This window comes from Dyella lutea (assembly GCF_024158035.1).
Lineage (GTDB): Bacteria > Pseudomonadota > Gammaproteobacteria > Xanthomonadales > Rhodanobacteraceae > Dyella_A > Dyella_A lutea.
This window is the reverse complement of the sequence record NZ_JAMZEK010000001.1, coordinates 1,639,054-1,660,685: the sequence shown is the minus strand read 5'-3', so window position 1 is coordinate 1,660,685 and position 21,632 is coordinate 1,639,054. Positions and strand designations below refer to the sequence as shown.

At 68.7% G+C, this 21,632-nt stretch carries 18 protein-coding genes; 6 read left to right on the top strand and 12 right to left on the bottom strand.

Going from position 1 to position 21,632, the window contains the following annotated elements; all coding sequences use genetic code 11:
- From NC595_RS07260 to NC595_RS07250, 3 genes are all read right to left on the bottom strand, one after another.
- Positions 1-2,919 (bottom strand): sensor histidine kinase (locus NC595_RS07260; RefSeq protein ID WP_253565669.1); only part of this gene is annotated, 2,919 nt, incomplete at its 3' end.
- Positions 2,920-3,199: 280 nt separating this feature from the next.
- Positions 3,200-4,237 carry an extracellular catalytic domain type 2 short-chain-length polyhydroxyalkanoate depolymerase gene (locus NC595_RS07255; protein WP_253565668.1) on the bottom strand — a complete coding sequence of 346 codons (1,038 nt, stop codon included), beginning with the start codon at positions 4,235-4,237 and terminating at the stop codon, positions 3,200-3,202.
- A gap of 82 nt (positions 4,238-4,319) precedes the next feature.
- Positions 4,320-6,527: a TonB-dependent receptor gene (locus NC595_RS07250; protein WP_253565667.1), complete on the bottom strand. Its 2,208-nt coding sequence runs from the start codon at positions 6,525-6,527 to the stop codon at positions 4,320-4,322.
- 206 nt (positions 6,528-6,733) lie between these two features.
- Here NC595_RS07250 and NC595_RS07245 point away from each other — a divergent pair, with 206 nt between their 5' ends.
- The 3 genes from NC595_RS07245 to typA all read left to right on the top strand — a co-directional run bounded on the left by NC595_RS07245 (position 6,734) and on the right by typA (position 11,389).
- Positions 6,734-8,131: a GntP family permease gene (locus NC595_RS07245; RefSeq protein WP_253565666.1), complete on the top strand. Its 1,398-nt coding sequence runs from the start codon at positions 6,734-6,736 to the stop codon at positions 8,129-8,131.
- Positions 8,132-8,451: 320 nt separating this feature from the next.
- Positions 8,452-9,147 carry a lipase family protein gene (locus NC595_RS07240; protein ID WP_253565665.1) on the top strand — a complete coding sequence of 232 codons (696 nt, stop codon included), beginning with the start codon at positions 8,452-8,454 and terminating at the stop codon, positions 9,145-9,147.
- A 412-nt stretch (positions 9,148-9,559) separates the two neighbouring features.
- The gene (gene typA, locus NC595_RS07235; protein WP_253565664.1) at positions 9,560-11,389 is read left to right on the top strand and encodes a translational GTPase TypA; all 1,830 of its coding nucleotides are present in this window, start codon (positions 9,560-9,562) and stop codon (positions 11,387-11,389) included.
- Positions 11,390-11,461: 72 nt separating this feature from the next.
- Here the strand turns inward: typA and dsbG are convergent, their stop codons facing one another.
- From dsbG to NC595_RS07195, 8 genes are all read right to left on the bottom strand, one after another.
- On the bottom strand, positions 11,462-12,220 hold the full coding sequence (gene dsbG / locus NC595_RS07230) for a thiol:disulfide interchange protein DsbG (protein ID WP_253565663.1): 759 nt from the start codon (positions 12,218-12,220) through the stop codon (positions 11,462-11,464).
- A complete protein-coding gene (locus NC595_RS07225; protein WP_253565662.1) occupies positions 12,217-13,071 on the bottom strand; it encodes a TlpA disulfide reductase family protein in 855 nt (284 codons plus the stop codon). The genes dsbG and NC595_RS07225 overlap by 4 nt, the downstream gene beginning before the upstream one ends.
- Positions 13,072-13,158: 87 nt before the next feature.
- On the bottom strand, positions 13,159-14,136 hold the full coding sequence (locus NC595_RS07220; protein WP_253565661.1) for a c-type cytochrome: 978 nt from the start codon (positions 14,134-14,136) through the stop codon (positions 13,159-13,161).
- Positions 14,133-14,807, bottom strand: a complete 675-nt coding sequence (locus NC595_RS07215; protein ID WP_253565660.1) for a c-type cytochrome — start codon at positions 14,805-14,807, stop codon at positions 14,133-14,135. The genes NC595_RS07220 and NC595_RS07215 overlap by 4 nt, the downstream gene beginning before the upstream one ends.
- Entirely contained in the window at positions 14,797-15,771 is a 975-nt protein-coding gene (locus tag NC595_RS07210; protein WP_253565659.1) for a substrate-binding domain-containing protein, read from the bottom strand. Before NC595_RS07210 ends, NC595_RS07215 begins: the two co-directional genes overlap by 11 nt.
- A 27-nt stretch (positions 15,772-15,798) precedes the next feature.
- Positions 15,799-16,683 carry a metalloregulator ArsR/SmtB family transcription factor gene (locus NC595_RS07205; RefSeq protein ID WP_253565658.1) on the bottom strand — a complete coding sequence of 295 codons (885 nt, stop codon included), beginning with the start codon at positions 16,681-16,683 and terminating at the stop codon, positions 15,799-15,801.
- A gap of 129 nt (positions 16,684-16,812) precedes the next feature.
- Positions 16,813-17,226 (bottom strand): hypothetical protein, encoded by a 414-nt coding sequence (locus tag NC595_RS07200; protein ID WP_253565657.1) that lies wholly within the window; start codon positions 17,224-17,226, stop codon positions 16,813-16,815.
- A 28-nt stretch (positions 17,227-17,254) separates the two neighbouring features.
- Positions 17,255-17,863 carry a class I SAM-dependent DNA methyltransferase gene (locus tag NC595_RS07195; RefSeq protein WP_253565656.1) on the bottom strand — a complete coding sequence of 203 codons (609 nt, stop codon included), beginning with the start codon at positions 17,861-17,863 and terminating at the stop codon, positions 17,255-17,257.
- A gap of 111 nt (positions 17,864-17,974) precedes the next feature.
- Here NC595_RS07195 and NC595_RS07190 point away from each other — a divergent pair, with 111 nt between their 5' ends.
- From NC595_RS07190 to NC595_RS07180, 3 genes are all read left to right on the top strand, one after another.
- A complete protein-coding gene (locus tag NC595_RS07190) occupies positions 17,975-18,262 on the top strand; it encodes a hypothetical protein (protein WP_253565655.1) in 288 nt (95 codons plus the stop codon).
- Positions 18,263-18,379: 117 nt separating this feature from the next.
- Positions 18,380-19,963: a DUF1800 domain-containing protein gene (locus NC595_RS07185; RefSeq protein ID WP_253565654.1), complete on the top strand. Its 1,584-nt coding sequence runs from the start codon at positions 18,380-18,382 to the stop codon at positions 19,961-19,963.
- 8 nt (positions 19,964-19,971) lie between these two features.
- Positions 19,972-21,174 (top strand): DUF1501 domain-containing protein, encoded by a 1,203-nt coding sequence (locus tag NC595_RS07180; RefSeq protein ID WP_253565653.1) that lies wholly within the window; start codon positions 19,972-19,974, stop codon positions 21,172-21,174.
- 9 nt (positions 21,175-21,183) lie between these two features.
- Here the strand turns inward: NC595_RS07180 and NC595_RS07175 are convergent, their stop codons facing one another.
- Positions 21,184-21,627, bottom strand: a complete 444-nt coding sequence (locus NC595_RS07175; RefSeq protein WP_253565652.1) for a DUF1579 domain-containing protein — start codon at positions 21,625-21,627, stop codon at positions 21,184-21,186.
- Positions 21,628-21,632: the final 5 nt, after the last annotated feature.

The following is a 21,632-nucleotide window of genomic DNA, read 5'->3' as shown; positions in this document are numbered from 1 at the left end:
CGCGCGGCCCGATGCCACCGGCAGCAGCGAGGACACCGGCAGCGCGGTCGGGCGCATCGGCCGCGCCAGTGGCAGCGCCAGATGGAACACGCTGCCGCGTCCCGGCGTGGAGCGCAGGCCCAGTCCCAGCCCCTGCCCGCCCGCGGCGCTGCCGCGGCGGAACTCCTGGAAGATCAGTTGCTGCTCCTCCAGCGCGATGCCGGGCCCGGTATCCCACACCTCCACCCGCAGCGCGTCGCCCCGTCGGCGCACGCCCAGCAGCACGCGCCCGCACTCGGCATAGCGCAAGGCGTTGGAAAGGAAGTTCTGCAGCACCCGGCGCAGCAGTTGCGGGTCGGTGCGCACCCACGCGCGGGTGGCCACGGTGTCGAAGCGCACGCCGCGGTCGCGGGCGATCGCCCGGAACTCGGCGGCCAGCGGGTCGAGCACCTCGGCCAGTGGCAACACACGCGGTTGCGGATGCAGGCGACCGCCTTCCAGCCGGGCGATGTCGAGCAGGCCGGCAAGCAGACCCTCAGTGGCCGTCAGCGCACCGTTGAGGTGCTGCGTGGTGGCGGCGTCGGCGCCGCGCTCGGTAAGCGTATGCGCGAACAGCTGGGCGGCGTGCAGCGGCTGCATTAGGTCGTGGCTGACCGCCGCGAGGAAGCGGCTCTTTGCCTCATTGGCACGCTGCGCCTCCTCCGAGGCCTGCACCAGTGCGCGGGTGCGCTCGTCCACGCGCTGCTCCAGCGTCTCGTTGATGCGCTTGAGCGCGCCTTCGGCCTGACGGAACGCGGTGACGTCGGTGAAGGTGGCGACGAAGCCGCCGCCGGGCATCGGATTGCCGCGGATCTCCACCACGGTGCCATCGGGAAAGCGCCGCTCGGACAGGTGCCGCGTGCCGGAGCGCATGTGCTGCAGGCGGCGCTGTACGCGCGCTTCCAGCGTGTCGGCGTCATAGACCTCGCCGACGATACCCAGCGCCACCGCGTAGCGGGTGAGGTCGGCCACCGGTCGTCCCACCTGGAGCAGCTCGGGCGGGTAGTCGAACAGGCTGGCGTAGCGTGCATTCCAGGCGACCAGCCGCAGCTCGGCGTCGACCACGCAGATTCCCTGGCTCATGTTCTCCAGCGCCGCCTCCAGCACCCGCTGGTTGAAGCGCAGGTCCTGCGCCGCCTCGCCGACGATGGCCGCCACGGTATCCAGGTCGCCGCGTCCCTGCCGATGCACCACCTCCAGCAGCAGCCGCGCCGATGCCGCGCCGATCACCGCGGCCAGTTCGTGCTCCACCTCGGCCATCCGCGCCGCACCCGCCGGCCCCTGCGCCGGCGACTGCGCGAACAGGTGCTCGACCCGCTCCGGCGGCAGGAAGCGCACCGCCAGCGCGCGCAGCTCGGCCACGCCGACGTCGCCGACGCCGGCCGCACCGGTCGCCTTGCCGTAGCGGGTGCCGGCGACCCAGCCGATCACGGCGACGTTGACCGCCAGGCTGAGCACTACCGCGCGGCCGAGCCGGCTCCAGTCGCCCAGCCCGAGCAGATGATCCGGCCCCAGCCAGTCCAGCCCGAACGGCCCGGCCAGCAGCCACGCCGGCGCCTCCGGCAGCACCACCGGCAGCAGCGTGTAGAACCACACCGCGGTGCCCACGGCGAGCCCGGCGAACACCGCGCGCGGCCCCAGCTGCGGCCGGTACACCGCCACCAGCAGCGCCGGCGCCAGCCCGGCCAGGGCGGAGAAGGAAATCGCGCCGATGTCGGCCAGCGCATCGTTGCGCGCCAGCACCCGACTGTAGCCCCAGGCAAGCAGGATCACTGCGAGGATCGCCACCCGGCGCTGGATGATCACCTGCCCGCGCAGGTCGCCACGCTCGCCGCGCCCCCAGCCGGCGCGCACGCGCAAGGGCGCGATGAAGTGGTTCACCACCATCAGGCTCAACGCCAGCGTGGCCACCACCACCATGCTGGTGGCCGCGCTCAGGCCGCCGAGAAAGGCCACCAGCGCCAGGCCGTGCTGCTCGCGCGCCATCGGCAGCGCCAGCACGTAGAGATCCTGCGGCACGCCTTGCGGCCCCAGCCAGGCATCGCCGAGCTTCGCCAGCGGCAGGATCGGCAAGGCGATCAGCACCATGTAAAGCGGAAACAGCCAGCGCGCGGTGCGCACGTGGCGCTCGTCGCGACACTCCACCACGCCAGCGTGGAACTGGTGCGGCAGGGTGAACATCGCCAGCGCGCCGAGCAGGATCAGTGCCGGAAAGCCGCGACTGTCGTGCGGCACCGGCATCGGTGGCGGCAGGTTGGCCGGCAGCGGCGAGAACAGCAGCGTGCCCAGCGCCAGCATCGCGCCCAGCTTGAACAGCGACTCGAACGCCATCGCCAGCACCAGGCCGCGGTTGTGCGCAGTGGTCGCCGCCCGCCGCGTGCCGAACAGCATCGCGAACAGCGCCATCAGCAGCGCCACGTACAGCGCCGAGTCCTGCCACGGCTCGGACTCGCCGAGCTGGCCGCGGTTGAGCGTGGCGTAGCTCATCGCCACGGCCTTCAGCTGCAGTGCGATGTAGGGAACGATGCCGATGATGATCACCGCGGTGACCAGCGCCGCCAGCCCGGCGTGGCGGCCCAGCCGCACCGACACCAGGTCGGCGATCGAGCCGGCGTTGTATTCGCGCGCCAGCTGCACCAGCCGCTGCAGCACGGCGACCGCCAGCACGTACATCAGGATCGCGCCGACGAAGGTCGGCGGCAGCCACCAGCCCGAGCGACTGGCCTGGGTGACCGTGCCGTAGAAGGTCCACGAGGTGCAGTGGATCGCCAGCGACAGCGCGTAGACGATCGACCAGTGCTTTTCCAGCAACCGCGGCCGGCGCTCGCCGAACTGGGCCACGCCGAACAGCAGGCCCAGCCACAGGAGCGCAGCGGTGGCGATCAGGGGCGTGCTGAGCATGGGGGAGCGGGGAGTGAGTGGAGAGGAGTGGGGAGTGGGAGAAGGCGGCCGTTCGTTGCAGGCGACTCTCCCGCGCTGTCCGGAAGGGGGCTTTGCCTGGCGCAGCTCATGGCGATGGCCTGGATAACATCCGAGGGTTCACTGCCCGGCCTGCCCTGACCGCAGGAAGGCGCTGGACCCCAGCTTTCGCTGGGGTGACGGAGAGGGAACGCCGCAGCCGCTGCATCATGCTTGAACAGGCCTGCTTCCACGAAACGGAAGCCGGGCGAGCTCGGTGAGATCAGGGTTTGGTCGATAGCCCTAGCGCGCGCACGGCGTTGGCCAGCCAGCGCAGTTGCACGCCCTGGCGGGTGTCGTAGTCGGAGCCGGAGTATCCCCACCAGTCCCAGCATGCCTGCGGATTCAAGGGCGCGAAGCTTGCGCGGGTCTGAGGATAAAGCACCGCCACGCCGTAGACGTCGGCCCAGCGGTTGAAGCCGGCGTCCTTCACGAACGCCTCGCCCACCGCATCGGCGTTCTGCTTGCAGCCGTGCAGCGCCACCACCAGCCCGCAGGGCTTGCCCGCGGCGCAGGCCGGCGGCACGTAGAGGTAGCCCTTGGCTGCCAGCAGCGCATCCTTGCCATCCGGGCGCAGCGCGTCCTGGTCGAAGCGGCGCAGCGTCCCCTTCGGTTCGGTCGCCGCGCGGGCCGGCGCGCCGAACAGTTGGCGGAAGATCTCGCCCGCCGCGTCGAAGCCGCAATGGCCGAGATACGGCGACACCGACTTGTCGCAGTCCTCGCCGGAGGCCGCCACCGGCAGGTTGTGGGCAAACGCGCGGTTGCCGTCGTCGACGACCTGCATGCCGGCCAGCGCCGGCGTGGCTGCCTTCAGCTGCTGATAGAACTGCGCCCCGGCTTCGGCCACCGCCGGCGCCACGGTAGCGTCGTCGCGCCCGTGCAGCAGATAGACGTGTGCCCCGGCCAGCGCGTCGAGCGAACCGAGCTGGCCGGCCGCCGCGCGCTTGCGGGCGTTCGCTACCAGCGCCGCCACGTCGATCGCCGGCGTGCCCTTCATGCAGCTGGACAGCGCCGTCTGCAGGTTGCCGCCGGCGCAGCCGTAGGGACCACCGGCGACGATCGCCGCGTCGTGGAACAGTTCCGGATAGGCCAGCTGCGCCTGGGCCGCCATGTAGGCGCCGGACGAGAGACCGACCACGGCGGTGCGTCCGGCCTGCAGATGCAGCTTCGGCAAGTCGCGGTCGTCGTGCGCGGCACAGGCCGCGGCGGTACCGAACAGCAGGCCCAGCGCGGCCAGGCGCAGGCGGTGGAACATGGACATGGAAAACCCTCGCAATGCGGAAAAACAACGGCCCGCGCGACCGGGGAGCGTTCGCGCGGGCCTCTCGAGGCGGAAGGCCGCCTCAGAACGTGTAGCGCGCGCTCAGCGTCACCATCCGCGGGGCACCGTAGAAGCCGGTGACGATGCCCAGCGAGCCGATGTTGTAGCCGGTGGTGCGGTACGACTTGTTGGCCAGGTTGGTGCCCTGCAGGCTGAGGCTCCACGGCTGGTCGATCTGCCAGATGATGCCCGCATTCCACAGGCCGTAGGCACCCTGCGCGATCAGCGGCGACAGCGTGGTCTCCGGGTACACCATGGTCTGGTAGGTGTAGTTCACGCGGGCAGTCAGGCTGCCATTGCCGACCGGGCGGGTGTTCTCCAGCGACAGCCCGCCGGACCACTTCGGCGCATTGGTGAACTTCTGCTGGTCGGCGATATTGACGCCGCCGCTGAGGAACTCGGTGTACTTGGTGTGCAGGTAGGCGAAGTTGCCGCTGAAGGTCCAGCCGTCGGCCGGCTTCCAGGCGAACTCTTCCTCCAGGCCGTCGATGTGGCCCTTGCCGGCATTGGTGAAATCGCCGAAGAAGCCCTGGCTGCCGTTGGGCAGCGTGTACGAGGTGAATACCGACAGCTGGATGTCCGAGTACACGTTGCGGAACAGCGCCGTGTTCATCATCAGCGCGTCGTCGAAGAAGGTCATCTTGCTGCCCAGTTCGTAGGACTGCACCTTCTCGTCCTTGATCGGGCGGCACGAGGTCGGGATCGCCGTGCAGTTCGCGCGGATGTTGTAGCCGCCGGAGTGGAAGCCGGTGCTGTAGCTGGCGTAGAGCTTGACGTTGTCGTTGACGCTCCAGTCCAGCGAGACCTTCGGCGAGGCGTTGTTGGTGGTATGCGAGCCGGAGAAGTTGGCCGCCACCGAGGTGGGCGTGCTGAACGTGGCGTCGGCGTAGCCGTAGTTCTGGATCAGCGCACTCTTGGTCTCGCGGGTCATGCGCACGCCGACGTCCAGGCTCCAGCTCGGGTTGATGTCCCAGGTGAAGTCGCCGTAGGCGGCCAGGCTGCGCGTGCCGATGCGCCCGCCGGTGCTGCCGTAGAGCGAGTAGCCAAGCGTGCTGTAGGGCGGCGAGCCGAGGAAGATGTTGTGGATCTGGCCGCTGGCCGAACCGTTGAAGTAGTACAGGCCGGCCACGCCGTGCAGGCTGCCGCCGGCGTCGTAGTTGGCCTGCAGCTCCTCGCTGAACTGGTGGTCCTTGTAGATCGCGGTGACGTCGGCGATCTTCTCCGGCAGCGTGTCGAAATCGATCGCGGTGTCGGTGTGCGACCCGCGCACGGCGGTCACCGACTTCAGCGTCCAGTCGCTGGAGGCCACCCAGTTCAGGGTCAGGCCGGTGCCGTACAGCGTGGTGTTGTTGAGCTGGGCCATGCCGCCGCGGGTGTCGTAGTTGCTCGACAGCGGCGCATACGCCGGGTCGAACTTGTTGGCGATCAGCATCTTCGCGCCGCGCGGGTTGGAGTTGTCGCGCACGCCGTCCACTTCGAACTGGGCGTTGAAGCGGTCGCTGGGGAAGAAGCCGAGCGTGGCCCGGGCCGAGTTGGTGTTCTTGTTGCCGTTGCGGCTGCCGGTATTGAGGTTCTTGCCGAAGCCGTCGTTGTGCTCGCTGGCGACCGCGGCGCGGCCGCGCCAGACCTTGTCCGCACTGGCGCCGCCGATGCTGGCCTTGATGTCCTTTTCGCCGTGGGTGCCGGCGGTCACTTCCACCGCGCCCTCGGTCTTCGTCGGCAACGGGTTGGAGACGTACTTGATCGCGCCGCCGATGGTGTTCTTGCCGTACAGGCTGCCCTGCGGGCCGCGCAGCACCTCGATCCGGCTGACGTCGAACACGTCCAGCACCGCGCCCTGCGGGCGGGCCACGTAGACGTCGTCCAGGTAGATGCCGACCGCCGGATCGAAGCCCCAGGTCGGGTCGGCCTGGCCGATGCCGCGGATGTAGGCGGTCAGCGTGGTGTTGGAACCGCGCGCGGCGTAGATCTGCAGCGACGGCACCTTGCCCTGCAGGTCGGCCAGGTTCTGCACGTTCTGCTTTTCCAGCGACTGCGCGGTGAACGCGCTCACCGCGATCGGCACGTCCTGCAGGGTCTCCTCGCGCTTGCGCGCGGTCACCGTGATCTGGTCGAGCTGCTTGGCCTTGTCGACGCTCGGCGCACCCGCGGTGTCCTGCGCGTGCAGCACCGGGCTGCCGGACAGGCCGATCACCAGGCCGATCGCGAGACTGAGATGCGTGCGCTTCATGGTTTCCCCTTCCCTTCGGTGAGCTGGCCGCCTGAAGGACGGCTCGCGTGGACGCAGCCATCGACGATGGATGCTTGTTGGCTGGCAAGCCTAGGCTTCGGGGACGCGCCGTCACACTTGTACCTTCGTACAGTGCCGATGGCGGCGGGGGGTGCGGATACTGCGGACCCCATCGTGATCCACGCCACCGCCGAGGAACCGCAAGGATGGCCTTCCTGATCGTGCTCGCCGCGCTGTGCTTCCTGATGTTCGCGGCGTACCGCGGCTACAGCGTCATCCTGTTCGCGCCACTGGCCGCGCTGGGCGCGGTGCTGCTGACCGAGCCGGCGCTGGTGGCGCCGATGTTCACCGGCCTGTTCATGGAGAAGATGGTCGGCTTCCTGCGACTGTACTTCCCGGTGTTCATGCTCGGCGCGCTGTTCGGCAAGCTGATCGAGCTGTCGGGTTTCTCCAAGGCGATCGTGGCGGCCACCATCGGCCTGGTCGGGCGCAGCCGCGCGATGCTGTCGATCGTGCTGGTGTGCGCGCTGCTCACCTACGGCGGGGTGTCGCTGTTCGTGGTGGTGTTCGCGGTATACCCGTTCGCCGCCGAGCTGTTCCGCGCCAGCGACATCCCGAAGCGGCTGATCCCCGGCACCATCGCGCTGGGTGCGTTCACCTTCACCATGGATTCGCTGCCGGGCACGCCGCAGATCCAGAACATCATCCCCACCGCGTTCTTCGGCACCACCGGCTGGGCGGCGCCGTGGCTGGGCACGATCGGCGCGGTGTTCATCCTGGTCGTCGGACTGAGCTACCTGGAATGGCGCCGGCGCAAAGCCGCCGCGGCTGGCGAAGGCTATGGGACCGACCTGGTGAACGAGCCGGCACCATTCGAGCACGGCAAGCTCGCCCACCCGCTGCTGGCGGTGCTGCCGCTGGTGCTGGTGGGTGTGGCGAACAAGGTGTTCACCGATGCGATTCCGCACCTGTACGGCGCCAGCAGTTCGTTCGTACCGGCGGTGGTGGGCACGGCCAAGCCGGTGGTGCAGGAGACCGCCAAGATCGCTGCGATCTGGGCGGTGGAAGGCGCCCTGCTGGTCGGCATCCTGTGCGTGCTGGCCGCTGCCTGGAAGCCGGTGATCGCGCGCTTCGCCGAAGGCAGCAAGGCGGCGGTGGGTGGCGCGCTGCTGGCCTCGATGAACACCGCCTCGGAATACGGCTTCGGCGCGGTGATCGCCGCCCTGCCCGGCTTCAAGCTGGTCGCCGACGGCCTGCGCGCGATCCCGCACCCGCTGGTCAACGAGGCGGTGTCGGTGACCGCGCTGGCCGGCATCACCGGCTCGGCCTCCGGCGGCATGAGCATCGCGCTGGGCGCCATGGCCGACACCTTCATCCACAACGCGCAGGCCGCCGGCATCCCGATGGAGGTGCTGCACCGCGTGGCGGCGATGGCCTCCGGCGGCATGGACACGCTGCCGCACAACGGCGCGGTGATCACCCTGCTGGCGGTGACCGGGCTGACCCACCGCCAGTCGTACAAGGACATCTTCGCGATCACCGTGGTGAAGACGCTGGCGGTGGGCGTGGTGATCGCGGTGTATGCGATGACGGGGTTGGTGTGAGCGCCACCCGCGGCTCGTATAGAACCTGCTCGTATAGAACCTGCTCGTATAGAACCTGCTCGTATAGAACCTGTAGGAGCGGCTTCAGCCGCGATGCTCTTGCTCCTGATGCACAACTAAAGCCTGGAGCATCGCAGCTGAAGCCGCTCCTACAGCAAGCTTGGTGAACCTTGATGCCGCGGCACTAAAAGCCAAACCCGCCCCCCCGACATCCCTCCCCCGGCGCCCGCCACGCCGCGATGTCGCTACCGATCCGGCACCACGCACCCGCGCGGCGCCACCCGCCTCGTCCGCGAGGCACGTAGCGAAGGAGGAAAGACATGATGTCGATCAAGCACGTCCTGCTCGCCCTGCTGTTGCTGATTCCCGCCACCGCGGCGCACGCCGTGTGCCACGACACCGTGGTGATGGTCCACGGCAACACCGGCAGCCCGAGCGACTTCGTCAACACCTACAACCTGCTGCGCCAGAACGGCTGGAGCGACGCGCAGATCGTCCGGCCGTCATGGGGCAACCCGTATTGCGCCGCCTGCAACGACCACAACGGCACCGAGGAAACCCCGGTGCGCAATGCCATTTCCAGCGCCATCGCCGGCTCGTGCAGCGGGAAGATCGACGTGATCGCGCACTCGATGGGCGTGACCCTGGCGATGCGCGAGATCGACAAGCTGGGTGTGGCGTCGAAGGTCGACACCTTCATCGGCATCGCCGGCGCCGTGCACGGCCTGTGGAGCTGCGGGGTGTATCCGTACAACGTGCTGACCGCCACCTGCGGCAGCTACGGCCTGTCGATCGGCAGCCCGCTGCTGAACTCGTTTGCCGGCCACCGCTACGGCACGCATATGTATTCGTTCAAGTCGTGGATCGACGAGATCAACTGCTACGGCGGCGTATGTACCGTCGACGGCGTGCACACCTCGACCATCCCCGGCGAGGACGCCAGCTTCGACTACCCGTACGGCCACTACCAGCTGCTCTGGTACACCGCCAACGACCAGATGGCGCTGATCCAATAGGCCCGGCGCCGCAAACAGCCCGCTCTCAAGCACGAATCCCCTGCAGGAGCGACTTCAGTCGCGACGCATTACCGGCGGTCCACCGCCCGCCGTCGCGGCTGAAGCCGCTCCCACACGGGTCGAGGACACCCCCCACGCTTGCCCCCTGCCCCCTGTAGGAGCGACTTCAGTCGCGATGCCCTTTCCCACCATGGCCCAGCCCCCGCCAGGTCATCCGTGAAGCCGCTCCTGTTTGATCAGGAGACGCCCGCCACCCCGCTCGCATGCCCCGGGTGGCCCGGCCCGCCCGGTCCCGCCTGAACCGCCATACGCGGCGGCGCAGCAATCTGTCACACAAGCCCGTATAATCCGGCGGTTATTCCTTCAGCCCACCCTTCAGGCGGCCCCCATGGCGCCCGCCGAGCCTTTACCCATGTCTATCGAAAACCTGCGCAACATCGCCATCGTCGCCCACGTCGACCACGGCAAGACCACCCTCGTCGACCAGTTGCTGAAGCAGTCCGGCACCCTGGCCGAACGCACCGTGCTGGCTGAGCGCGTGATGGATTCGAACGACCAGGAAAAGGAGCGCGGCATCACCATCCTGGCCAAGAACACCGCGATTACCTGGAACGGCAACCGCATCAACATCGTCGACACCCCCGGACACGCCGACTTCGGCGGCGAGGTGGAGCGCGTGCTGTCGATGGTGGACACCGTGCTGATCCTGGTCGACGCGCTGGACGGCCCGATGCCGCAGACCCGGTTCGTGACCCAGAAGGCGTTCGCGATGGGCTTCAAGCCGATCGTGGTGATCAACAAGATCGACCGCCCCGGCTCGCGCCCGGAGTGGGTGGTGGAGCAGGTGTGGGACCTGTTCGACCGCCTGGGCGCCACGCCGGAGCAGATGGACTTCCCGATCGTCTACGCCTCGGCGCTGAACGGCTACGCCTCGCTGGACGAGAACGCCCGCGAAGGCGACATGACCCCGCTGTACGAAGCGATCATGCAGCATGCGCCGAAGCCGGAAGTGGATCCGGAAGGCCCGTTCCAGATGCGCATCAGCCAGCTGGACTACAACAACTTTGTCGGCGTGATCGGCATCGGCCGGATCCAGCGCGGCACCCTGAAGAAGAACATGCCGGTGGCGATCATCGACCGTCACGGCAAGAAGCGCCAGGGCAAGGTGCTGCAGGTGCTGGGCTTCCTCGGCCTGGAGCGGATCGAGCAGGACAGCGCCGAGGCCGGCGACATCGTGGCCATCTCGGGCATCGCCGACCTGACCATCTCCGACACCGTCTGCGCGCTGGACACCCCGGAGGCGCTGCCGGCGCTGACCGTCGACGAGCCGACCATCTCGATGACCTTCCAGGTCAACAACTCGCCGTTCGCCGGCAACAAGGACCTCTCCGGCGGCAAGTTCCTCACCAGCCGCCAGCTGAAGGACCGCCTCGAGCGCGAACAGGTGCACAACGTGGCGCTGCGCGTCGAGCAGGGCTCGGACGCGGACAAGTTCCTGGTCTCCGGCCGCGGTGAGCTGCATCTGTCGGTGCTGATCGAGAACATGCGTCGCGAGGGCTACGAGCTGGCCGTGTCGCGTCCTGAGGTGATCATCAAGGAGATCGACGGTCAGAAGATGGAGCCGTTCGAGCAGCTGGTGGTTGACGTGGAAGAGATCCACCAGGGTCCGGTGATGGAGCGGCTCGGCATCCGCAAGGGCCAGCTGAAGAACATGGAGCCGGACGGCAAGGGGCGCGTGCGCCTGGAGTACATGATCCCGGCGCGGGGCCTGATCGGCTTCCAGAACCAGTTCAAGACCCTCACCCAGGGCTCGGGCCTGCTGTTCCACGTGTTCGACCATTACGGTCCGAAGGAAGAAGGCCAGATCGCCAAGCGCCAGAACGGCGTGATGATCGCCAACGCCGCCGGCACCACCCCCGCCTACTCGCTGGGGCCGCTGCAGGAACGCGGCAAGCTGTTCGCCGCCGAGGGCGACAACGTTTACGAAGGCCAGCTGGTCGGCATCCACGCCAAGGACAACGACCTCACCGTGAATGCGATCAAGCCCAAGCCGCTGACCAACATGCGCGCCTCGGGCAAGGACGACGCGATCCAGCTGTCCCCGGCGATCAAGTTCTCGCTGGAGCAGGCGCTGGACTTCATCGACGACGACGAGCTGGTCGAGGTCACGCCGAAGGAGATCCGCCTGCGCAAGAAGCATCTCACCGAGAACGACCGCAAGCGGGCCTCGCGCGGCGGCTGACCGGGTTTTCCGGCCCGCCTCGAAAAAAAGCCGCCCCGTGGGGCGGCTTTTTCGTACCCGGAACGGCCTGGCCTACTTGCCGAAGATCGCGTCCAGCAAGTCCGGCGGCGGCATGCCGTCGGCCATGCGGATCTTGCCGGCCGCGTCCTTGTAGATCACCGCGGGCGTGCCGGTGACGCCCAGCTGATCCATCAGCGCCGCATTGTCATCCAGCTTCTTCGCCGTCGCCGCGGAGACCTTGGCCAACGGCTGCACCGGGCTGTTGCCGAAGTGCTGCTCGTGCTGGCGCAGGGTGGCGGCCGGATCGGATGCGTCCAGCACGGCGGCGGCGCGTGGCTCGCTCTTCGGCGCGATCACCGCGACCATCACGTAGCGCACCTGCACGTCCCCCTTGGCCAGCTTCGGCTGGATCGCCGCCCACAGGTGATGGCAGTACGGGCACTCGGTGTCGTTGAACACGTAGACGATGCGCGACGCCTTCGGCGAGCCCTCGGCGATCCAGGTCGACTTCTCCAGGCTGTTCCAGGTACCGGCATCGAACACGGGCCGGCTGGCCTCGGCCATCGGCGCCTGGGTGAGGTCATGCCCGTTCTCGTCGAACATCTCGCCGACGAAGGCATGCTTGCCGTCCGGCGGCACGTAAAGCGGTACCAGATGGCCGCGGTAACTCGCCAGATAGGCGCGGTAGCCATCGGGGGCCGGCAGGCTGCCCTTGATCTCCAGGCCCACCTTCTGCTGCAACGCCTGCACCGGCGCCGGGTACTTCGGCGCATCCTGCGCCTGGGCACAGGCGCTCAGCAGCAGGGCCAGGCCCAGCAAATGAAACTTCATCGGGTTACTCCAGCGTGGATCGGCGCCGACGGGGCACCGGACAGAATGAGCCGCATCTCGGCGGCCAGGGTGGCCGGCGACAGTGCTCCGACATGCATGCTACGCAAAACGCCGCCGGCATCGAAGAACAACGTGGTCGGAAACACCCGGGCGTTCATCTGCTGCGCCAGCGACTGGGAGGGATCGACCAGCATGTGGTCCGCGCGCAGCCCGCTCGCCGCGAGATAAGCGCGCACCTCGGCTGCGGATTCGCCCTGGTCGACGAACACGAAGTGCACCTGCCGGTCCGCCTGCTGTGCGTGGATCAGCACCGGCAGTTCGCGCCGGCACGGCGGGCACCATGTCGCCCACAGGTTGACCACCACCGGCTTGCCCGCAAAGGCGCGCAGGTCCAACGGACGGTCGTCCAGATCGTGCAGGGTGAGTGCCGGCAACGGCGTGTGCATGGCGGCGTCCAGCCGGTCCGCGACGAGCAGGCCGAAGCCCCAGACCAGAAGGCCGCCTGCCAGCGAGGCCGTCAGCGGCAGCCGCAGCATCGGTCGCCGCCAGATCAGGCCAAGCACACCGAGCCCCAGCGCGACCACGCCGGCCAGGGGCGAAAAACCGCCATCGCGGGGATCGAGCATCGACAGCGGCGACGCCGCGTACTGCGGCCACCAGCGCACCACGAAGGCGATGCGCGCGACCAGCAACGAAAGCACGAGCAGCGCCCACAGCGCCGGCTCCACCCTGGCCTGGCCACGACGATGCAGGAACGACGCCACCGCCAGTGCGACGAAGACGCCGGCCACCAGCAGCACCGTGCCCAGCGACCACGCCAGTGGACCGATCGACACCACCGGAGCGGCCATCAACCGATCCTGCGAATCGGGACGGGCCACCACCTGCGGATGGCCGCACCGGCGTGAGGCGCGGCCTCCAATAGCATCCGCACCCGGCTACTTCCGCGTCGCCGGCGCCGAGCCCAGCAGATGGCCGTTCACGGTGGTGCCGTACAGCGACATCGGCGAGTCGTGGTACGCCTTGCGGGTGGCTGCCAGGTCACCCTTGTAGCGCGGGTCCTGCGGGCGCTCGTGCGCGTCCATGTACATCGCCACGTCCCACGCGTCCTGGTCGGTGAGTGTGCCGCCCCGGCTCAACGGCATGTTGGCCTTGATGAAGGCCGCCGCGTTGTCGAGCTGGTGCATGCCGGCGCCCCAGTTGAACGAGTCCGGCCCCCACAGCGGCGGGAACACGTAGCGGCCGGCCACCTGCTGGCCCTGGCCGTCGGCACCGTGGCACAGCGCGCAATGCGCCTTGAATACCACTTCGCCACGCGCATAGTCCGGGGGCTGCGGCGGCTTGAAGCCCTTCTTCGGGTAGCCCGCGCCCGGCAGCTTCTCGCCGGTGGGCGCGCCCTTGGCCATCCAGAACGCATAGGTCTCCAGCGCCACCATCTCCTTCGAGTCCAGCGGCGGCGCCTTGCCGTTCATGCTGTACTTGAAGCAGCCCTGCAGGCGCTCGCCCAGCGTGTTTACGTGACCGTTCTTCGCACGGTAGGCGGGATAGGCGACGTAGGCGCCCCACAACGGCGCCGAGTTGGCCAGCCGTCCGGCATCGAGGTGGCAGTTGGAACAGCGCAGGCCGTTGCCGACGTACGCCTTCGCTGCGACGTCGGTGTTGACGAAGATCTCCCGCCCTTCGCGCACCACGTCGCCGAACGGCCCCTCAGGGATCGCCGATTCCGGCGGCGGCTCGAACGCGGTCGGCCTGGCCCTCGCAGCGGCCGCGGCCTGCGCATGGGCCGCCGGGCCGGCCGCTGACGTGGCGCTGGATCCGGTGGCTGGCGCCGGCTTGGAAGCTTCCGGCGGGGCGGCCTGCGAACAGGCCGCCAGCGCCAGCACGGCCAGGCCGATCAGCAGATGACGCGGCGTCATGGACGGGACTCCTTCGGCGGAAACGGTTGGGCGGCGAACCAATGCGCCACGGCATCGATGTCCCGGTCGCCCAGCGACTGAGCGATGTGCCGCATCAGGCCCATCGGATCGTTGTGGCGACTGCCGCTGCCGAAGGCCTTGAGCTGTGCTGCCAGATAGTTGGCCGATTGCCCCGCCAGCGGCGGGAAATCCGCTCCCACGCCCACGCCGCCCGGGCCATGGCACTGCTCGCAGGCGGGCACCTGCTTCGACCAGCGCCCGCGCGTGGCCAGCGTCTCGCCGAGGTGCTCCGGATCGGCAAAAGGCGTGCTGCCCCCGGCATCCGGCGTGGCGACTGCGGGCATCTTGCTGAAGTAGATCGCCAGCGCCTTGCGTTCCGCCTCGGTCAGCGCACTGGCTTGCAGCTTCATCACCGGGTTGTCCCGCGTGCCGCTGGCGAAGGCGTCGAGCTGCGCCTGCAGGTAGGCCGCATTTTCCCCGGCCAGCCGCGGAAAGCCGCCGGACGCCTGGCCGCCGCCATCGGGCGCATGGCAGGTCTGGCAGGGCGCCGCGCCCTTGCCATTGCCCTGTGCGGCGATGGTCGCTGCGTCCTGCGCCATGGCCGGCAAGGTGCCTCCCATCAGCAGCGCGGCCACGGCGACCGCACAGCCGCGCCAACGATCAATGCGCATCGTGGCCGCCCCTATCCACGGTCTGGAAGCCGTATTTGCGGTAGATCGCTTGCGCCGCCGGCGTCTGCATGAAGCGCAGGAAATCCTTCGCGGCCTGCGCGTGCGGGGCATCCTTCATGCGTGCCGCGGTGTAGGTGGCGATGGAGTTCTGGTCGGCGGGAATCGCGATCGTCTCGACCGGGCGATGCAGGATCTCCTGCTGGAAATACGCCTCGGTGGACCACACCGGCGCCGCGTCCGACTCGCCCTGCAGCACCCGCAGCGGCGACTGGCGATGGTGGATATGGGTCAGGAAAGTGCTGCCGTCGGCCACCTTGGTCTTCATCACCGCGGTCACCAGCGCCTCGCCCCCGGCCTTGCGGTAGCTGGCCTGGATCTGCCGGGCGATGCCCTCCCAGGCCGGGTTCGGCATGCTCACCCGTACGTCGGGACGGCCCAGGTCCTTCAGCCCCTCGACGTGCTTCGGGTTGCCCTTGGCGACGAGGATCGCCAGCGGGTTGCGCACGTAGTCGACGGTTTCGGCGAACCAGCCGTGCTCCTTCTGGCGCTCGGCGACGGACGCCTTGCCGGCAGTGAAGATGTCCGGCTTCACCGCGATGCGCAGGTTGCCCATCACCAGCGAACCGCTCTCGATCTGCTTGGCCAGGATGCCCGGCGGCAGCGTCTCGACGTAGATGCGCTGGTACTGCGGGTAGGCCTGGCGGAACGCATCCATCAGGTCGTGCACGACCATGAACTGGTTGCCGGCGAAGAACACCGTGAGCTGCGGATCGACGATGTCGCCATGCAGGTCGGCGATGGCGTCGACCGGCGGTGCGCTGAAGTGCACGCCGCCCGCCGGCGGTGGGTTCCAGGGCGGGAGGTAATCCGTGCTCTGCGCCTGCACGGCCGCCGCCCCGGTGGTCACCAGGGCAAGCAGCGCCAGGCCGCACGTCGCCGCGAGGCGGGTGGGCGAACGGTTCATGGTCGTTCCTCCGTCGACGGCCGGGGATCAGAGCGGCATCAGGGCATAGCCCTTCTGCTGCAGCTCGGTGATGGTGGTCAGCGCGGACAGCGCCAGCGTGACACGCTTGTCGATGGCCTCGTAGGGGTACTTGTGCTCGGCCACCGCCTGCCCGCAGACGGCGATGTCCACGCCGGCCTTGCGCAGTTCCTCGATCACCGGCAGGTTCGGGTTGTCGGTGCCGAACTCCTGGCGGTAGTGCGCGTTGTCCAGCGCGATCGCGGTGGCACCGCCGGCGGCGACGGCGACGATGTGCAGATGCTTCAGCGGCACGCCCGCCCAGGTGTAGAGGTTGACGGTGCGCGCCACGCGCTCGATGCCGGGGTTCACTTCGTCCGGCTTGGCGGCGGCCTTGGTCAGCCCGAACACGATCTTGTAGCTGGCCTTGGCGTCGGGCTTGTACGAAGCCTGCGGCAGCTCGTGCATCTTGCCGGCGGAGTGGATGGTGGGCGTCACCCAGAAGTTGTCGGCAGCCAGCGCCCCGGAGCTGGCCAGCGCCAGGCCGAGCACGGCCCCCAAGGCGGTCACGGTCTTGTTCATCGGAACTTCTCCTTCGGTGGATGGCGGCCTGGCAAGGCCGCAGATGCCTGAGAGCACCGCCGGCAGATGGGCGGATGCGGATTCATCGAGTCGATAGAGCAATTGGCGCACCTGGCGCCGCTGGAGTACCAGTCCCTCTTCACGCATGCGGGCCAGGTGTTGCGACAGCGCCGACATGCCCACCCCGAGCTCCTTAGCCAGCACGCTGACCGAGGCCTCGCCGCCGTGATGGAGCCGGCACAGCACCAGCAGCCGAACGGGGTTGCCGAGCGCCTTGAGCTGGCGCGCCGTTTCCACCACGAGAGGGTGCCTGGTCGGATTCCTGCGGTTCACAAATTCACATTTCAGTAAAAGTTGAAATGTTTTAGCGCAGCCGCTCGAGCCGTGTCATTTCGCATCGCACAAGTCATTGCGCCGGCCAGCCAGGGAGCGCGGGTCCGCCGGCCCCGCCAGCGGACGCAATCAGGCGTCGACGGCCGCCAGCCAGAACATCCACGCCACCACGCCTGCGGCCAGCAGGAGCACGGATGCCCCAAGCCGTGCCAGCAAGCGCCGCCCCCGCCCTTTCGCCATCCGCCGCCGCTCCCGTATGTAGAGCGAGAGCAACTGCCATCCGGCACCGCGCGGAAGCTTGTCGAGCTGGCCTTCCAGCTCGCGCAGCGAAGTCCTGTCCCTCACCCTCGCTTCGAGCTCGGCCATGCTCGGGGCATGCCGGTGCAGCTCCCGGGCCAACGCAGCGAGGATCCGTCCGGTCCCTGCGCCGTCACGTTCGAGGGACTCGACGATCCCGGCGGCGCGCGCTCGTGATGCGCGCCTCTCTTCATCCAGCATGCGCTCCAGCGCCCTGCGCCGACGCCAGGCCAGTGGCCACTCCATGGTCCGCCTCCGATCTTCCGTTGAACGCCTAGAGCGCCAGCTGCGCCCGCTCCAGCGCCGCGATCCGTCGATCCAACCGCGGCCCCAGGTAGGCCTGCGAACCGCACGGCAGCAGGCCGGCGTCGCGGAAGGTGCGCAGGTACCAGGAAGCGTTGCGGGCGACGAAGCCCTGCAGGTCGCCGGCCGGGTCGTCCTGCCTGGTGAACACCTCGATGAAGGCGACGCCCTCGAGCATGTCGACCAGTCCCTCCAGCCCGGCACGGATCTCGGCGGCCTTGAGGTAATGCAGCACGTCGCTGCACACGATCAGGTCGTAGCGCTCGTCGAAGCGCAGGTGCTGCAGCTGGCCGAAAGTGGCCAGGCCGATATCGCGGCTGCGCCCGTAGCGGGACACCACGTATTCGCTGGCGTCGAGGCCGCGATACGCGATGCCGGGACGGAGCGCGCGCAGGTGGGTGCGCCAAGGCGCCTCGCCGCAGCCCACATCCAGCACGTTGCGGATCGGCCGGCCCAGGTAGAACTCGGCCAGCGCCAGGGCCAGCGCCACCTTGCGGCGCAGCTCCGCCGGCGAGGCTACCGAGTGGTCGGGATGGCGGTACCACTTGTCGAAGTACGCTCGGTCGTAGGTCTTGGGCACGATGGGTTTCCGGTGATCTGGCCGGCCATGGTAACCGCCGGGCGGCATCACCTCGCACGAACACTCCCCGTTCCAGCATGGGCTTGCCCTACCCGCCGGAGAGCCCCCCCCATGCCCATGGTCCGCATGCGCCTGATCGGCAGCCGAGAGAATGCCGACGACGTGATCAATGCCCTGCACGGTATCGACGGCATCGAGCACGTCGAAGAAGTGGACGACCTCACGCCCGCCATGCGTGACGACTCCAGCTCCAGCGAACTGGTCGACGACAGCGAAGGGCGTGTCTATTGCGTCGAGGTACGTGCACCCAATGCGCTGCATGCCGACGCGGTGCGCAGCGTGGCCGAGTTCGTCGGCAGCCGCCACGGCATGGTGGTGGAGTTTGTCGACGAGTTCTGAATTCGCGTAACGTCTTGCGAAGAATGAACGCGGATTCGCTCCGGCTCCTTCCCGGTACACCACGGCGCATGCACCGCGTTGAAGATGGCGCTGACCGCCCCGGAAGGACGCCCCTGCATGCGCCGATATACCCGCCTCGCACCGCTCGGCCTGTTGCTTGCACTGGCCGGCGCAACGTGCGCCCCAGCCCGCGCCGACAGTGTCCCGCTGACCCGCGACGACATCGCCTGGCTGCGTCGCGCCAGCTTCGGCATCGACAGCGCCACCCTTGAGCGCTATCGGGAACTGGGCCGCAAGCGCTGGCTGGACGAGGCCCTGGTCGACCGCGACGACCAGCTGCCGCCGGCGATCCGCCAGGAGATCGACGGCTACGAGGCGATCGCCACACCGCCGGCCCAGCTGCTGATGTCCTATCGCCAGGCCTTGCGCCAGGTGAAGGCGATGCCGGACGGCGACGCCAAGGTCGCGGCGAAGAAAGCGGCACAGATCCACGGCCGCGAACTGCTGCGCCAGGCCCAGCAGGCCGAGCTGCTGCACGCCATCTACGGCAGCAATCCGCTGAAGGAACAGATGGTGTGGTTCTGGCTCAACCACTTCAGCGTCTACGGCAACAAGGGCCCGGTGAAGCTCTTGGCCGCCGACTACGAGGAGCACGTGATCCGCCCGCACGCGCTGGGCAAGTTCCGCGACCTGGTGATGGCCACGCTGAAGAGCCCGGCGATGCTGGTCTACCTCGACAACGCGCAGAACGCGAAGGACAAGATCAACGAGAACTACGCGCGCGAGCTGATGGAGCTGCACACCCTGGGCGTGCACGCCGGCTACACCCAGCAGGATGTGCAGCAGCTGGCCGCCATCCTCACCGGTGTCGGCGTGATCCGCCCGCGCGAAGCGATGCGGGGACCGCGCGCGAACCGCTTCGGGCGCTTCGGCGGATTCGACCGCTTCGGCGGCGAACGGCCCGGCGTGGTGCGCCAGGGGATGTTCGAGTTCAACCCGGCGCGCCACGACGACGGCGACAAGGTGTTTCTCGGCCAGCGCATCGAGGGCGGCGGCTTCGGCGAAGTGGAGCGCGCGGTCGACCTGATCGTGAAACAGCCGGCCTGCGCGCAGTTCGTCTCACGCCAGCTCGCCGAGTACTTCGTCGCCGACCAGCCGCCGCAGGCGCTGGTGGACGCGATGGCGCGCACCTTCCAGCGCACCGACGGCGACATCGCGGCCGTGCTGCGCACGCTGTTCACCTCGAAGGACATCACCGCCACTGCCGGCGCCAAGTTCAAGGATCCGATGCAGTTCGTCGTCTCGGCGATGCGCTTCAGCCTGGACGGCCGGCCGATCACCAACGCGCAGCCGCTGGTCGCCGCGCTCAACCAGATGGGCGAGCCGCTGTACGGCCGGATCACCCCCGACGGCTGGCCGCTGGACAACGCCAGCTGGTCCGGCTCCGGGCAGATGGCCAAACGCTTCGACATCGCCGGCATGATCGGCAGCGGCCGTGCGCCGCTGTTCGCGCCCGACGGCACCCGGCCCCGCAGGCAACCGGGTGAGCGCCCGGACCCGCCCGCCCTGAACGGGCCGCTGTTCGCGCAGGCGATGGAACCCTGGCTGACGCCGCACACCCGCGACGCGCTGGCCCAGGCGAAATCGCCCGCCGAGTGGAACACCTTCCTGCTGTCCTCTCCCGACTTCAACACGCGCTGAGGTTCGCCATGGATCGTCGCCAGTTTCTCCGCACCGCCGCTGCCGCCGCGCTCGCCGCCCCGGCCCTGTCGTTCTCCAGCCGGCTGTTTGCCGCACCGGCCAACGCGCCGCGCTTCCTGCTGGTGTTCCTGCGCGGCGGCTACGACTGCAACAACCTGCTGGTGCCGACCGGCAGCGACTTCTACTACGAATCGCGGCCGACCCTGGCGATCGCCCGGCCGGATGCGGGCAACCCGGACAGTGCGCTGCCGCTGGACGGCGGCTGGGGCCTGAACCCGGTATTGCGCGATTCCATCTGGCCGTTGTGGCAGAAGAAGCAGATCGCCTTCGTGCCCTTCGCCGGCACCACCGATCTCTCGCGCAGCCACTTCGAGACGCAGGACCACATCGAGCGCGGCGAACCGATGGATCACAGCGGCGACTACCGCTCCGGCTTCATGGCGCGACTGTCCGGCCAGCTCACCGGCACGCCGGCGATCGCCTTCACCAACAACCTGCCGTTGAGCTTCCAGGGTGCCGGCCACGACATCCCCAATATTTCGCTCAAGGGCAACACGAAGTCGCACTTCAACGACCGCCAGGCGGCGATCCTTGCCAGCATGTACCAGGGCACAGCACTGGCCGCGGCCTCGGCCGACGGACTGGCCCTGCGCAAGGATGTCACCGCCGATCTGGAAAGAGAGATGGTCGCCGCCAGCCGCGGCGCGCCCAGCGCACGCAACTTCGCCAGCGAGACCCGGCGCATCGCCACGCTGATGCGCGACCAGTACCGGCTCGGCTTCGTCGACGTCGGCGGCTGGGACACCCACGTCAACCAGGGCAGCGTGAAAGGCGGTCTGGCCAACAACCTGCGCAACCTCGGCGAGGGCCTGGCCGCCTACGCCGACGCGCTGGGCGACGACTGGAACGACACCACCGTGGTGGTGCTTTCGGAATTCGGCCGCACCTTCCGCGAGAACGGCGACAAGGGCACCGACCACGGCCACGGCACGGTGCACTGGGTGCTCGGTGGCCGCGTGCGCGGCGGCCGCATCGCCGGCGAACAGGTGGCCGTCACCCAGCCCAACCTGCTGCAGAACCGTGATTACCCGGTGCTCAACAATTACCGCGACGTGCTCGGCGGGCTGATGCAGAAACTGTGGGGACTGCGCGCCGACCAGCTGCAGTCGGTGTTCCCGCAGGCGCGGCCGGTCGATCTCGGGCTGGTCTGAGCCGGACGCTCAGTCACCGATACGGTGATAGGTCGTCTCCATCAACGGCTCCCAGCTCACGCCGTCGTCGAACGAGCTGGCCAGCTCCAGGCGAGAAGCCTGCGCGTCGCGCGGGGTGTAGCGATGCCGTGTCTGGCCACGGGGCGAGCGGCGGACGATCGTCAGGACCTCGTCGCACCAGGCACCCGCTGCCGGTTCCTGCGGCAGGAACCCGCAGCTGTCGAACCAGTACAGCGACACGCGACCCGCCGGTTCGGCGACGAATACCGCGTGGACCCGCAGCGCTGTCGCACCGTCGCGGTCGTGGCGGTAGTCCTGCACCAGCAGGCGCCCACCCAGTTCGATGCGCGCATCGATGCATCCGCGGGCGACTCCGGCCGGGCCCCAGCGCGTGGCCGAGATCCGTTCCTCCCGTTCCCAGCGGCCGGCCATCCATTGCCACTCCCCGTTCATACCGC